This is a genomic window from Streptococcus sp. AM43-2AT (assembly GCF_003603405.1).
Lineage (GTDB): Bacteria > Bacillota > Bacilli > Lactobacillales > Streptococcaceae > Streptococcus > Streptococcus ilei.
This window is the reverse complement of sequence record NZ_QTND01000001.1, coordinates 14,353-28,069: the sequence shown is the minus strand read 5'-3', so window position 1 is coordinate 28,069 and position 13,717 is coordinate 14,353. Positions and strand designations below refer to the sequence as shown.

The 13,717-nt window shown below is 42.6% G+C and carries 12 protein-coding genes; 1 reads left to right on the top strand and 11 read right to left on the bottom strand.

The window, feature by feature from the left end:
• Nucleotides 1–62: 62 nt before the first annotated feature.
• Complete coding sequence (gene nt5e / locus DW930_RS00140) at nucleotides 63–2,264, top strand: cell surface ecto-5'-nucleotidase Nt5e (protein ID WP_023023948.1); 2,202 nt, start codon at nucleotides 63–65, stop codon at nucleotides 2,262–2,264.
• 70 nt (nucleotides 2,265–2,334) lie between these two features.
• On the opposite strand, the gene DW930_RS00135 is transcribed toward nt5e, so the two are convergent.
• From DW930_RS00135 to DW930_RS00085, 11 genes are all read right to left on the bottom strand, one after another.
• Nucleotides 2,335–3,165: a PrsW family glutamic-type intramembrane protease gene (locus tag DW930_RS00135; protein WP_023023951.1), complete on the bottom strand. Its 831-nt coding sequence runs from the start codon at nucleotides 3,163–3,165 to the stop codon at nucleotides 2,335–2,337.
• Nucleotides 3,158–4,819 (bottom strand): C69 family dipeptidase, encoded by a 1,662-nt coding sequence (locus tag DW930_RS00130; protein WP_023023953.1) that lies wholly within the window; start codon nucleotides 4,817–4,819, stop codon nucleotides 3,158–3,160. The genes DW930_RS00135 and DW930_RS00130 overlap by 8 nt, the downstream gene beginning before the upstream one ends.
• 213 nt (nucleotides 4,820–5,032) lie before the next feature.
• Nucleotides 5,033–5,728, bottom strand: coding sequence for an LrgB family protein (locus tag DW930_RS00125; protein WP_123159452.1), 696 nt, complete (start codon nucleotides 5,726–5,728; stop codon nucleotides 5,033–5,035).
• Nucleotides 5,728–6,099, bottom strand: coding sequence for a CidA/LrgA family protein (locus tag DW930_RS00120; RefSeq protein ID WP_123159017.1), 372 nt, complete (start codon nucleotides 6,097–6,099; stop codon nucleotides 5,728–5,730). Before DW930_RS00120 ends, DW930_RS00125 begins: the two co-directional genes overlap by 1 nt.
• Before the next feature lie 131 nt (nucleotides 6,100–6,230).
• Nucleotides 6,231–7,091, bottom strand: a complete 861-nt coding sequence (gene tehB / locus DW930_RS00115; RefSeq protein ID WP_123159016.1) for an SAM-dependent methyltransferase TehB — start codon at nucleotides 7,089–7,091, stop codon at nucleotides 6,231–6,233.
• A 159-nt stretch (nucleotides 7,092–7,250) separates the two neighbouring features.
• Nucleotides 7,251–8,996 (bottom strand): C69 family dipeptidase, encoded by a 1,746-nt coding sequence (locus DW930_RS00110; RefSeq protein ID WP_123159015.1) that lies wholly within the window; start codon nucleotides 8,994–8,996, stop codon nucleotides 7,251–7,253.
• A gap of 182 nt (nucleotides 8,997–9,178) precedes the next feature.
• On the bottom strand, nucleotides 9,179–9,646 hold the full coding sequence (gene smpB / locus DW930_RS00105; protein ID WP_023023962.1) for an SsrA-binding protein SmpB: 468 nt from the start codon (nucleotides 9,644–9,646) through the stop codon (nucleotides 9,179–9,181).
• Complete coding sequence (rnr, locus tag DW930_RS00100; RefSeq protein WP_120701736.1) at nucleotides 9,609–11,969, bottom strand: ribonuclease R; 2,361 nt, start codon at nucleotides 11,967–11,969, stop codon at nucleotides 9,609–9,611. Before rnr ends, smpB begins: the two co-directional genes overlap by 38 nt.
• Before the next feature lie 126 nt (nucleotides 11,970–12,095).
• Nucleotides 12,096–12,329, bottom strand: a complete 234-nt coding sequence (gene secG, locus DW930_RS00095; protein WP_006595869.1) for a preprotein translocase subunit SecG — start codon at nucleotides 12,327–12,329, stop codon at nucleotides 12,096–12,098.
• 43 nt (nucleotides 12,330–12,372) lie between these two features.
• On the bottom strand, nucleotides 12,373–12,522 hold the full coding sequence (gene rpmG, locus DW930_RS00090; RefSeq protein WP_081453577.1) for a 50S ribosomal protein L33: 150 nt from the start codon (nucleotides 12,520–12,522) through the stop codon (nucleotides 12,373–12,375).
• Nucleotides 12,512–13,711 (bottom strand): multidrug efflux MFS transporter, encoded by a 1,200-nt coding sequence (locus DW930_RS00085; RefSeq protein ID WP_279387216.1) that lies wholly within the window; start codon nucleotides 13,709–13,711, stop codon nucleotides 12,512–12,514. The genes rpmG and DW930_RS00085 overlap by 11 nt, the downstream gene beginning before the upstream one ends.
• Between the last annotated feature and the right edge of the window lie 6 nt (nucleotides 13,712–13,717).

Sequence of the window (13,717 nt, the reverse complement as noted above, 5' to 3'; positions counted from 1 at the left end):
CTTTTTCTTCTATTTTTAGCTATAATATTTAGTACGGAATAAAATAGAAAAGAGGACCGTTTATGAAAAAGAAGAAACTTCTTTTACCGATCTTATTGCTTGCTCCTGCCTTCCTAGCTTCTCAGGTAGCTGCAGATGAGCAAACAGCTCCTGAAACTAGCCTTGAAGCAGCTCCTGCTTCAACAAATGCTACGGATGCTGCAACTCCTGCTTCAACAGAAGCTAGTACTGCTACTTCCGAAGGTGCTACAGAGAGTTCAGCTGAGTTGCCTGAAGCAAATATCCTACATACCAACGACGTTCATGGTCGGATTGTCGAAGAAAAGGGTGTGATTGGAGATGCTAAATTAGCCGCCGTCATCGATGAAGAACGGGCGAAAAATCCATCTACATTGGTCGTAGATGCTGGGGATGCCTTCCAAGGACTCCCGATTTCAAATAGTTCGAAAGGGGAAGAACGGGCGAAAATTTTGAACGAAATTGGCTACGATGCTATGGCAGTCGGAAACCATGAGTTCGATTTTGGTTTGGATGAGGCTAAGAAATACAAAGAAATCTTAAACTTTCCACTTCTCAGCTCCAACACCTACATCAACGGTGCTCGCTTATTTGAAGCTTCAACCATTGTCGATAAAGATAAGAATGTAGTTGGGGATGAGTTTGTCGTTATCGGTGTAACAACTCCTGAAACAGCTACTAAAACCCACCCTAAGAATGTCCAAGGTGTCACCTTCACGGATCCTATATCAGAAGTAAACAAGGTCATTGATGAAATTGAAGCACGTGCTACTGCTGAGGGCAAGACTTACAAAAACTATGTTGTCCTTGCTCACTTGGGGGTAGATACTACTACACCAGTCGAATGGCGAGGATCTACCTTAGCTGAAGAACTTTCAAAAAATCCAAAACTGAAAGGTAAACGCGTCACCGTCATTGATGGACATTCCCATACGGTTCAATCAACCACTTATGGAGAAAACGTAACCTATAACCAAACCGGTAGCTACCTGAACAATATCGGCAAAATCACCTATCAAGCCAACCAATTGCTTGGAAATCCTCAACAAATTTCAGCTGCTTCAACAAAAAATGTAGTACCAAATGCAAAAGTAGCTGCCATGGTCCAAAAGATCAAGGAACAATACGATGCCGAGAATGCAAAAATTGTTCGTGACAATAGTCCTGTAGAACTAAATGGTCAACGGGAAAATGTCCGTGTCCGCGAGACCAACCTTGGAAATGTCGTAGCGGATGCCCTCTACGAATATGGTCAAACCGGATTTAGTCATAAGACTAACCTCGCTGTAACTAACGGTGGAGGCTTGCGCGAAACCATTGCCAAAGATAAGCCAATCACTAAAGGAAGCGTCATTGCTGTTCTCCCATTTGGGAATACCATTTCTCAAATTAAAGTAACCGGTCAGAATATTGCTGATATGTTTACGAAATCTCTTGGATCTATTTTACAAGAAAAAGATGGCAAAACAGTTCTTGATGAAAACGGTCAACCCCTCCTTGAACCAAGCGGAGGCTTCCTCCAAGTTTCTGGAGCAAAAGTTTATTACGATACTAGCCTACCAGCTGAAAAACGCGTCCTCTATGTCGAAATTAAAAATCCAGAAACCGGTCAATATGAACCTCTCAACCTTGCTAAAGACTACTACTTGACTACCAATGACTTCTTAGCAGCAGGTGGGGATGGTTACACCATGTTAGGAGGAGCTCGTGAGGAAGGTCCTTCCATGGACGTTGCCTTTGCAGATTACCTTGCTAAGGCAGATCTCACAGCTTATGCAGTGATTAATCCAAATTCTCGTACAATCTCTCTTTCTGCTAGCAAAGATTCAGATGGAGATGGTGTGGCAGATATTGAAGAAATCAAACAGGGAACAGATCCTGCTGATCCAAAGTCCTACCCAGGAAGCAATGACCAACCAGTTATCCCATCTACCGGTAAAAATGAGCAACCAACTAATCCATCTACCGGTAAAAAGGATCAAACATATATTCCAGCTCTAGTTGGTACGAATTCTCCTAATCAACTAACTCACCAAACAAAGAATACTTTACCATCTGCTAAGGATGATAAACAGGTCGATGCCAGCAACTATCACTTGTCATTGACAGTCGCTAAAACATTCACAGCAGGCTCTGCTACCCTGCCAGAAACAGGAACAACTGACTCTCCTGCTATCTATATGCTCGCTCTGTTGACATCCGTCTTAGCCTTCTTTGGTCTAAAGAAAAAAGAAGAAAGCAAATAGAATCTAGAAAAAAAGCTTAGAAACAAAAGTTTCTAAGCTTTTTAATGTATGATAGCTACTGAATCTTTCCTTAGTTTTTCTTTAAAAGGGCTAGATTCGGTTTTTTATAAGCAAAGAGAACCACCTCAATAAAGGTTCCAACTTGGAAGGCAAAGAGCAAGCCTACCAAAATATTGATCCGATGATCTGTTTCATAGAATGGGGAGTTCCATAAGAAGTGATTCGCCACCGTGGAGACCACACACCAGAGACCAAAGAGCTTTTCTTTTTGTTTGGTGCTCTGAGATAAGATGAGAAAGGCTCCAACAGAGACAACAGCCGTGTAGACTGCATGAGATGCTAAGCCACCAGAAATACGGTTCACTGCCTCCGTTACTGCTGAGAGGTCTCCAGATCGTGTTTGACGCGCCACATAACCAAGGTCTTCAATGATTTGGAATCCAAGACCAGATCCAAAACCGGCGATTAAAATCGATTTCAAATCTTTACGACCCAAAATCAAGAGAATCCAGAAGGCCACTAGAGCTTTAAAAAATTCTTCAGCAAATGGGGCTGTCAAAGCATCTGTCCATTTATTAAAGGTACTAACATCCTGAATGAGATGACTATTAAAATGGTCAATTAGGCTGTTCCCTGAAAAACTGAGCCAGCCAGCAACAAAAGCACCGCCAAACATGGTAGCCCACAAAACAAGCAGGGGAACCTCAAATCTTTTTGCAAGTCCTTTAATAAAGAGATAAAGAGGAACGACAATCACTCCTAAAACGAGCAGGTTTAAAACCAAATCTCTCCCTGCTACTTGGCTAAACTCTTGTTGAGAGAGAAAACCTAGCTCAAACTCCATACCAATCCCTGCTAAGACCAGAAATAGGAAGAGCAATATTCGTTGAAACTTATTCATCCTTCTTACCTCCCTTTGCTTTCTTTGTTTTGATGAAGAAAACTCCTACACCGATCACTGTCACAAGGGCTAGGCCAATCGTGATGATGAAGTCATAGTCAAATGGTACCAAATTGATCTCTTCTTCTTGGTTTGCATCTTCTTCATCCGTTAAATCGTCAATGGCGCCTTGTCCATATTGAGCAATCACTTTTTCTTCTGCTTCTTGACGAATTTCTTGTAGACGATCAAAGGTCTTTTGCGCACGAGCCATGCTCGTTTCTGTCGCTTTTAGACTCGCCTGCTCTGGCTGTGAAGCGAGGGCAATTTGTTCTTGGTCACTGATTTCTTGCTCAGCCATCCATTGAGATTCTAAGCGTTCCATTTCGGTACGGATTGCTCCATCTCCAAATAAATCAGGATATTTAGCAACTAAATCATTGATCCGAGACATAGTCCAATACCAAGATTGGGGATTATAGGCTGTTCCTAATTCTTGATAAGCTTGATAAGTATTGGTGATGTTTCCATAGTATGGAAGATATGGGGCATTTCGTGGGCTTCCCATCGCTAACCACATGGTTCCCCCACCAGCACTATCAGGAACATTGTCCTTTAGTTGGAAAATATGGGCTTCCATAACATTCGGATTCGAAATCGGGTATTTATAGACTTCATCAAACTTCCCTTTTTCTGGGATCCCTTTTCCATCTAACTCCATTTGATCTTGTGGTTTGAAGTCTGTTCCTTCTAATCGATTGCGTTGGAGATTCATCGCATCTCGTAGCGTCAATTTCCGATCCGTTGTATGCATCAAGTCAAAATAGTCGTCATCATAGTTCACATCTGCATCTGGATCCAGTGATTTAATACCAGACCAAACACGAGAACGGTCCGCCTCATGCAAAGGGGGATTGTAGGATTGAGATACATGGAATTGGCCATCGATTTCTTTATAGGATCCTGCATCACGGGCAACTTTTTCAACATCCTTGGAGGCAATCGTCCGTTCTGTATTTGTAAAATCTACATGTCCTAAGAAGAAGGTGTTTGGGAAGACAGCATAGCGATCTTCTGGGAAGAGAATCGCTACATACTGGTGACCAGAAAGAATCTCCATGTACCAGATTCCTTCCTTGTCCGCAATCGTCACAATATTACCTTCTGCCGCCCCTTTTTCTTCCACAATTTTTGCAATTAGCTCGACTCCTTCACGAGCCGTTTTTACACTCGGAAGAACAACACTAGTGAGAGCAGACTCAGCCAATCCGTCCTCTACATAAGGATCGACCTTTTGAATCTTGTCATTTGCAGAAGCTGAGACAGTCGCTGAAATGGACACTCCATGCTCATTAAAACCAGCTTCATCAAATACACCCTGTTCTGGTGTCACATCTGGGACAGCTGTATATTTATAACTTACTTCAGGGAGCTCATACTTAAAGCCATTGGTTGCATCTTCAAAGACATCCCCTTTCTTGTTATAAGTTCGTTCTCGCACCACAAAGTTCTTATTGTGGTTCGGTTCTAAGTCCTCTGTACGTCCGTACAAAGCATTCCCATCTGCTGTTAATTTTTTTCCGATGATAAAACCTGTACAGGCCTCTACCGGTTGGGCAAAGAGGAAGAGAGCAGTGATCAAGCCCAAGGCTGATCGAGCATATCGTTTCTTCATATTGAACTCCTTTAACTAAATATTAACCGTATAACCTCTTTTAGTATACCTTTTGGTCCAAGGTTTGGCAAGCGCTTACAACTACTGTAACCAATTAGTAATCTATCTGAAAATTGTTTGAAATTCAAATTATCATACACCTTCTCAATCTACCTGTACAATAAAAAAACTCGGAACTTCTTCCAAGCTTTTTTCTGAACACTATCATCCTTTTTAGGAAAGAATAAGGCTCGCCACAAGGGGACTTACAAAGACGTAGAAAACACCTGTTATCCCAATTGCTAAACCTCCCATAGCCCCGGCTACTTGACCATACTGAAAGGCTGTGCCAGTACCCACCGCATGACCTGTCCCTCCAAGGGCCAACCCAATGGCAACAGGATCCTCTACTTTTAGGAATTTAAGAATAGTCGGCCCCAAGACACTGGTTAGAATCCCTGTTGCCACAACGACGACCAAAGTTATTGTGGTAATCCCCTGCATTTTCTCAGCAATCCCTACTGCCATAGCTGTTGTTACAGACTTAGGAAAGAGAGAAATAGCTAGAAAGTACTTCATCCCAAAAAGCTTAGCCAGGACAGCTGTGAAAACTGTGTTGACCACTACGGCTAGAAAACTACTAAGAAGAATACTCTTAGCATGGTGCTTCATCAAATGGAAACTCTTATACAAGGGAATACCTAAGACAACCGTTGAGGGGACAATCAAATTGCTGAGGTAAGTCCCCCCAATATTATAGGCCTTATAGGAAATCCCTGTCAGTTTCAAGAAGGCGATGACCAACACCGTAGCAACTAAGAGAGGAGTCGTGATGGGATGAGGGAAGCGACGAAAAATCATCATCCCAATTAGATAGGCAAAGATGGATAAAGATATCCCAAAGAGAGGATTTGACCATAAATTTTCCATCATTTTTCCCCTCCTTCATAATTACCCTCATATCTGGTCTTGATAAATCCAACAACAAGCGCAATGAGACTAATATTGATGATGATAGCTCCCAGAATCATCAACACGATTGGAAATAAATAAGGCTGGATGACATCAAACTTATCCATAATCCCAACCGCTGGAGGTAAAAATAAAATGGTCATATTGGCTAATAGAAAAGACCCTACCAGGTTTACATGACGAAGGCGGAGCCATTTTAATTGCAAACAAAGAAATAGGATCAATAAACCAATAATACTTCCTGGAACTGGTAAATGAAATAATGTCGATATTCCCTCCCCGATTAAAGAGATGGTAAAGATAATCATCAGTTGAACATAGAGCTTCACATGTTTTACCTCAATATTGTTAAAAGATACACTACCAGTCTACTCCTTTTCTGTAAAAAATCAAGTGTTCTCAGAAAGTTTTCAAAAAAGACAAGGTGCCTCCTCAAAGGGAACCTTGTCTAGCTAATTATTTATTTTTTCTTTGCCAACATCGTCGCAAAGCGTAAGGCAATCCGATTGCCCTCTTCATCTCGTCTATGAAGATGACCTGGATTCTCATTGTATTTAATAAGTTCCCAATCTTTGTAGTAATCTGCTAGTTCACCTTCTTTAAAAGTAAAGGAGAAAGGTACCTGACAAGGATAGTCCTCTGTATCCATGGCACAAACAATCAAGTTATAGCCACCAGGATTGGTCTGGTCTTGCATATTTTGGATAATAGCTGGAATGCGATCTGCTTGTAAGAACATGAGGACTACCGTTGAAACAATCAAGTCATAGGTTTGCGTCAGGGCTGCTGAGTTAATATCATAGAGTCCCACCGTCATTTCCAAATCTTCTTGTTCCACAATACTTTGTAGGATTTCCAGAGCCAATTCATTTTGATCGACCGCCGTCACTTCAAAGCCCTGTTGGGCTAAAAATAGGGCATTGCGTCCTTGCCCACATCCCAAGTCCAGGGCCTTCCCTGGAGAAAGGGACTCCATAGCTTCTAGTACTTCTGAATGGACGGGGTTGCTATTATATTTTTTTGGGAAATAATCTTTGGGCTCACAGTAGAATTCTAAAAACCATTCCACATCATCTGTAAGGGCCTCTACACGGTGCCAAGCTTGCGGTTGTGCCATAGGATTATCCGCACCTGCTTCAAAAACATGGCTAGCTACTTCTTCCCCATCTTCTGTCAGCTCGACAAACTTCAACTTTCCTTTGAGGACGGTAATCTTTCCCCAGGTTCCTATCTTGGTATTGTGCTTTCTTTGGACTGCTTCTGGCATGGTATCCTTAGTCCACAAAGGCATCCGCTTATAGGCAATCAATTTTTTAGGCATCCGTTTCTTCTCCTTCTTTCTATCTATTCCTATCATACAAAAATTGCAAGCAAATAACAATAAAAAGAGTGGAATTGCAAGCTTCCTTTGTGAAGACTTCTATTCCACTCTCTAAGAATCCATTTGAGACAGGAGGCTTATCTATCAGTCTCTATCTTCTTATTCTTTATTTTCATTCTTTTTTGATTTTTTAAAGTAGAAACCTGCCAAGCCAAATCCTGCAAGGGCTAAAACTCCTAAGATGGCGGTTAAACTGCTATTTGAATCACTTGCCTTCGTAGAAGACTGACTAGAAGCTGTTTCTTCCTTCTTATCCGTTTCTTTTGCTGATGCTTTTTCAGCTTCAGCTGCTGCTACCAGATTAGCCTTGTTATAGCCGTCATAAACAAAGTCTGCTTCCAAACCTTTTTCCGTACGAATCTTATCTTCCATCTCGCTTTCAACTTGCTTGATTTGTTTGAAGATGGTTTCCGCACGTTTGAGAGAATCACTTGTTACTTCGTCTGCAGTAGCTTTCGCTTGATCATCAGTGAGTCCACTGTATTTTTGATCCAAAGCTGCTTGTTCCTTAATCCAACCTTTTTCCAATTCTTTCCACTTCTCTTGGATGGTGTTGCCAAAGAGGTCTGGGTACTTCATGACCATTTGGTCAATATGCCAAACAGCCCAGTACCATGAAGTTGGATCGTATTTGGCGGAGCGAACTTTGAATGGTGCATAGGTATCATTGACAATACCATAGAATGGCACATATGGGGTGTTCCGGCTTTGAGCGAGACCCAACCAAACGACACCACCAAACGGAGTTGGCAAGTCCTTCTTAATTTGGTAAACGTGGGCGTTGATGACATTTTCATTTCCCAAAGCGTATTTGTATTTATTGGTATCTACTTCTTTACCTGGTTCCACCAAGTCATCTGGAGTATATTGTTTGAGGTGTTCGAAACGGTTCCGTTGTTCAGCGAAAACATCTTCTAGACTATACTTCTTAGAAGGATCCGTTGGTTTGCGTAAGAGGTCAAAGTGCTTGTCATCATATTTGACATCCGCCTTCGGATCCATCAAGGTAATTCCTGCATAGGTCCGTGAGCGGTTGCGTTCGGTATATTCATCTGGACCATAAGAGTCTGCAATATGGAAGTTGCCATCTTTATCAGTCTTGTAGTGGTCTGCCTTTTTAGCAACTGCTTCCACATCTTTCGAAGCAATGACATTGTCCTTGTCCTTGAAATCCACATTTCCTAGATAGTAGGTATTGGCAAAGATGGCATAGCGGTCTTGAGGGAATTTAATAGCTACATATTGGTGTCCAGATAGGATTTCCATGTACCAGAGTTCATTTTTATCTGCTACGACAATAATGTTTCCTTCGGCAGATCCTTTTTCATCAAGTACCTTGGCAACCAACTCAATTCCTTCACGAGCTGTTTTGGCACGTGGAAGAACCAAGTCTACCATAGCAGCCTCAGCCAATCCATTTTTCACGAGTGGGTCTGCTTTCAAAATTTTATCGTGTGGGGTTGCCGATACTGTAGAGGTCATGGAAACACCAGCTTCGTTAAAGCCGTGTGCTCCGAAGTTCCCGTTGGAACCATCTCCATGCGCCGCATCATAAGTTGCGGTATATTTCATTTCATGACTCAAGTGCGGATAAGCAAAGCCATTGGATTCATCCTCCAACATATCCCCATCCTTATAGTCTTTGGCAGGTACCACTTCGTAAGTTTTATTGTGGCGACCACCATCGGGAGCATAAGGATAGTCTTCAGTCCGCCCGAAGAGCATGGAACCATCTGTCGTGAGCTCCTTCCCAACAATGATGGCTGAGCAAGCCTGAGCAACTTGAACTGGAATCAAGGCAAAGGCCATGAAAGCAATCATTAGTTTGACCAGTAGTTTTCTCATAGTCGATCTCCTTTATGACTACAAAAGAGGCTAGAAAAAATTTTCAAGCCGACGAAAAACAACTATACCAACGCTACCTTCAGTATACCCTTATCCAGATAGAAATGCAAGCGGTTTCAAAAAAGATCATTAAAAATAGGAACAGTTTTAAGCCTTTGCTTCAGCTGTTCCTATTTCTTGTTTTAACGTGTATTGTATTGTTTCATCACACGAGCAATATCGCGATTTTGTTCCCGCCGTTTGATGGATTCACGTTTGTCATAATCGTGCTTCCCTTTTGCTAAGCCCAGCAAGAGCTTGGCATAGCCGTCTTTAATGTAGACTTTAAGTGGGACCAGCGTCATCCCTGTTCCTTTGGTTTCTTGCTCTAATTTCTGGATTTGTTTTTTATGAAGAAGAAGTTTGCGACGGCGCTCTGGATCTTGGTTCCAGATATTGCCTTCTTCATAAGGAGCGATATGAACATTGCTCAACCAAACTTCCCCATTTTTCACTTGGGCAAACCCATCTTTCAAATTGATACGAGCTGCTCGCACACTTTTTATTTCAGTTCCTGTCAGAACCATTCCTGCTTCTAGCGTGTCTACAATTGTATAGTCATGGTGCGCCTTTTTATTTTGTGCGACGACCTTTCCCTCGCCCTTTGCCATGCTTGACTCCTTTCTTTGCTACTTCTTTGTAAAAAGGTTTCTTACTCTTTTTCTTCTTGTCTTTTGGAGAATGCTTGCGCTTGTTATCTCTAAAGCCTCCTTGCTTTCGCTCTCCTTCTTTCTTGGAAGGACGGCGTTTAGAAGATGGACCTCCTTCCTTACGCCCAGAAGCTTTATGGCCTTTTTCAATCAGATCCAGCTCACTTGGGATATAAGAAAAATCGATTTCTCCAGTCATCTTATCCGCTCTTTCAACCCTAATTCGGATCTCTTGACCAACTCGGAAGGTCACGCCTGATTTTTCCCCTCGCAAGGTCAAATCACGCTCATTAAAATGATAAAAACCAGGTAAGGTGGTGATGTGGATCAAACCTTCTACAGTATTTGGAAGTTCAACAAAGAGTCCAAACTTGACGACACTGGATACCAGAGCATCGTACTCTTCGCCAACATAGTCCTCCATATACTCTGCCTTCTTCATGGCTTCTACTTCTCGCTCCGCATCAATAGCGCGGCGTTCCCGACTAGAGGATTGGCTAGCGATATCTGGAATAACCTGTTCAAAATGACTAGCCACTTCAGAATCTTTTCCATACTCTCGCACCATACGGTGGACTAATAAGTCTGGATACCGGCGAATCGGACTGGTAAAGTGAGTATAGAACTCCGCAGCTAGCCCATAGTGACCATGGTTGTGCTCGGAATAGCGCGCCTGCTGCATGGAACGAAGCAACATCATGGACAAGACATCAGCATAAGGTTCCCCTTCTACCTTCTTCATGATATCCTGCAAGGTTTCCTGACTCATCGAACTAGCTGTCCCATAAATAGGTATGCCAAAGCTAGAGGCATAATCGATAAACTTTTGCACCTTCTCTGCTTTAGGTTCTTCGTGAACCCGGTAAATGAAGGGAAGTTTTCGTTTGGCAAAATGCTCAGCTACTGTCTCATTGGCAATTAGCATAAAGGATTCAATCATCCTTTCTGCAATTCCCCGTTGACGCAAGACGATGTCGACCGGTTTTCCTTGAGGATTGACCAGGATTTTAGCTTCACTGGTATCAAAGTTAAGGGCTCCCCGCTTTTCCCGCATTCCTTCTAAGATCTGATGAAGGCCAACCATAGCTTCAATACTTGGAACAATAGCTTGGTATTCCTCACGCTTCTCTTGGTCTCCTGCAATGATCTCATTGACATCACTATAGGTCATCCGGAAGGTCGTTTTAATAACTGTTTGGGTAATCTGGTAACGAAGGACCCGACCACGCTCGTCAATCTCCATAATGGCTGATTGGGTCAAGCGATCCACTTGAGGATTTAGGGAACAAATCCCATTGGAAAGTCGCTCTGGTAACATAGGAACGACTCGGTCTGTCACATAGACTGAGGTGGCGCGATTGAGGGCTTCCTTGTCTAGGGCAGAACCTTCAGTCACATAATATGAGACATCTGCAATGTGAACTCCAAGTTCATAGTTTCCGCCTTCCAAGCGTTTAATGTGAACCGCATCATCCAAGTCCTTGGCATCGGCACCATCAATGGTAAAGATGATTTCATCTCGAAGGTCCAAACGTCCCTCCATATCTTTCTCACTAGGCTTGTCTGGAATGCTTTCTGCTTCTTTGAGGACTGCTTCTGGAAATTCTGAGACGATATCCATGGACTCTAGGACTTCCAAGACATCGATTCCAGGATCTGTGACATGCCCAACCACATCTTGAACAGTGGCCACAAAGTAGTTGTGTTTGCGACTCGGATACTGCTCAATGGCAACCTTGAGAACTTCCGTCCCCTCCAATTGCAGGGCTGGCTTTTTCACGTAGATCCGTTGGCTAATCTTTTGATTCTTTGAAACGATGTAGCCTGCATACTTGGGCTTTTCTTCATCCAAAACAATCTGGCCGACAACTGTTTGGAGACTATGCTCCAAGACATCTATGATTTTCCCCTCTGCCGCTGTCCCCTTTTGCCGATCGGCTACCTTGGTGATCACAACCTCAACTGTATCCCCATCAATGGCGTGGTTGACATCATTTCGTCCAATAAAGAGATCCTCTTCTTCCCCCTCTAAGCTGACAAAACCAAAGCCACTCTTATGAGCATGAAAAATCCCTTTCACAGTAATAGTCCCTTTTGGTTTAGCATCAAGGAGACTTAAAAAGCCATTTTCTTCAAAGGTTAGTTGACGACGTCGCTCCATTAGCGAAATGGTCTTAATCAGTTCACGAAAACCTTTGGCATCTGTACTCCCAATGGCTTGTGCCAATTGATCAACCTGAGCTTTTCCCTCCTGTTTTAAATAATCAATAATTTTACTTTTCATATCTTGCGCTGGATAGCCAGCCTCCTTTATTTTCTTTCTTTTAGAGAGTTTTCTTTACAAGTGACAATCTCCCCATCAAACGACTCATAGATGAAAAAATAGGCAAAGACAATGTCTAAGCCTATCTTATTTACTGGATAATACCATTAAAATCATCGCAATGAGTAACCAAAGGAAAATCATTACTCCTGTTAGTCGTTGCATCACTGCTTCGAATCCACGAGCTTTTGAACGTTCAAACAAATCATTTGAACTTGCATCGAATACGTTGCTAGATTGATTTTTAGTTGGTTGCATGAAGATAGCGATAATAATTAATACAGATAGTACCAATAAAATAGTAATCAACGGTTTAGTCATAATTAAAAAACTCCTTAAAATCTTACCTATTTTACCATAAAAATCATTTCGTTTCAAGATGTAATGTCACTTTTCTCTCTTTGGGACAATACTTCAAAACTTCAATTTTTTCCGGGTGGGTCTTCATATTTTTGCTTGTCAAATAATTCTGACTGCCACAACTCGTGCAGGTTAGTTGTACTTTAATGCGCACTGATTTCTCTCACTTTCAAATACTTTCTAAAGATGAATAAAAGGAAGGCTAAATCTGTAAAAGCTAGAATAGCAGTCCCATAGAATACCCAATGGTAATTGACATGCATGGCGATACTAGAGCCCATCACGGGACCAAGAACTCCCCCTACATAAAAGAAGAGTTGATTGTAACTAAAAATCCGAGAGATCCCTTCTTTGGGAGTCATACGGTTTAAGAGGGCGGTCACACCTGGCATCAAGGCCCCTGTTCCAATACCAAATAAGAATCGAAAAATACCTAATTGAAAAGGGGTCTGCGCAAGGGCGCAGAAGATATAGAGGATCCCACTATAGAGAAGGGCCAAGAGCAAAAGGCGGTGATTGCCAATTCTATCTCCTAGCTTACCCATCCAACCAGAGGTAAGAATACTGGAAATCCCCATCGCTGATACAATCAAGCCGGAGACAAAGATAATATTGTTACTCTGGCCTAACTCCCGCACATACAAAGGAAGAATGGGAGAAATGGACTGGCCAATCATCTGGATGGTCATACTGGTCAAAAAGAGACCCAGTAAAATGTCCTTATGCTGGATAGAAGCCAGTAAAGTCCAGCTTGAAATGTGCTCCTCCTTCGAAATTTGTTGGTAGTCTTCCTCAATGCCCCACCAGGTCAAAACAGAGACGAGAAAGAGGAAAAAACCAACGAGGAGAAAGACATTACGCATACCAAATTGCTCAGCAATCAATCCCCCCAACAGGGGTCCCATCAAGGTACCTGCAATGGTTCCTGTCGATAAGGTCCCTAAAGCATACCCAGATTGATTCTTTGGCACCTGACTAGCAATGAGGGCCGTGCTGTTAGGAACAAAGCCTGAAAAGACACCATTTAATAAGCGTAGGAGCAATAACCAAAAGACGGAAGGGACAAAAGCGATTCCTCCCATGGTCAAGGTCATGGCAATCGAGGCTCTCAGCATCATGGGTTTACGACCATAGCGGTCTGCCAAACTCCCCCAGATTGGGGCCATCAGGGCAGATGTCAAGGAGGAGGAGGCAACAGCAATCCCTGCATAAAAAGGAACGGCCGGACCTCTCACTCCCAACTCCTCCACAAATAGGGCCATAAAGGGGACCACTAATGAAAGACTGGCCCCTACAAAAAAACAACCAATCCAGGCAATGAAAAGATTTCTACGCCATTTTATTTCCTG

What these genes read in the sequence shown, in the direction of transcription:
- rnr (WP_120701736.1), bottom strand. Translation starts at nt 11,969, where the DNA reads ATGAAAAGTAAAATTATTGATTATTTAAAACAGGAGGGAAAAGCTCAG.
- tehB (WP_123159016.1), bottom strand. Translation starts at nt 7,091, where the DNA reads ATGCCTAAAAAATTGATTGCCTATAAGCGGATGCCTTTGTGGACTAAG.
- nt5e (WP_023023948.1), top strand. Translation starts at nt 63, where the DNA reads ATGAAAAAGAAGAAACTTCTTTTACCGATCTTATTGCTTGCTCCTGCC.
- DW930_RS00125 (WP_123159452.1), bottom strand. Translation starts at nt 5,728, where the DNA reads ATGGAAAATTTATGGTCAAATCCTCTCTTTGGGATATCTTTATCCATC.
- DW930_RS00110 (WP_123159015.1), bottom strand. Translation starts at nt 8,996, where the DNA reads ATGAGAAAACTACTGGTCAAACTAATGATTGCTTTCATGGCCTTTGCC.
- DW930_RS00130 (WP_023023953.1), bottom strand. Translation starts at nt 4,819, where the DNA reads ATGAAGAAACGATATGCTCGATCAGCCTTGGGCTTGATCACTGCTCTC.
- smpB (WP_023023962.1), bottom strand. Translation starts at nt 9,646, where the DNA reads ATGGCAAAGGGCGAGGGAAAGGTCGTCGCACAAAATAAAAAGGCGCAC.
- secG (WP_006595869.1), bottom strand. Translation starts at nt 12,329, where the DNA reads ATGACTAAACCGTTGATTACTATTTTATTGGTACTATCTGTATTAATT.
- DW930_RS00135 (WP_023023951.1), bottom strand. Translation starts at nt 3,165, where the DNA reads ATGAATAAGTTTCAACGAATATTGCTCTTCCTATTTCTGGTCTTAGCA.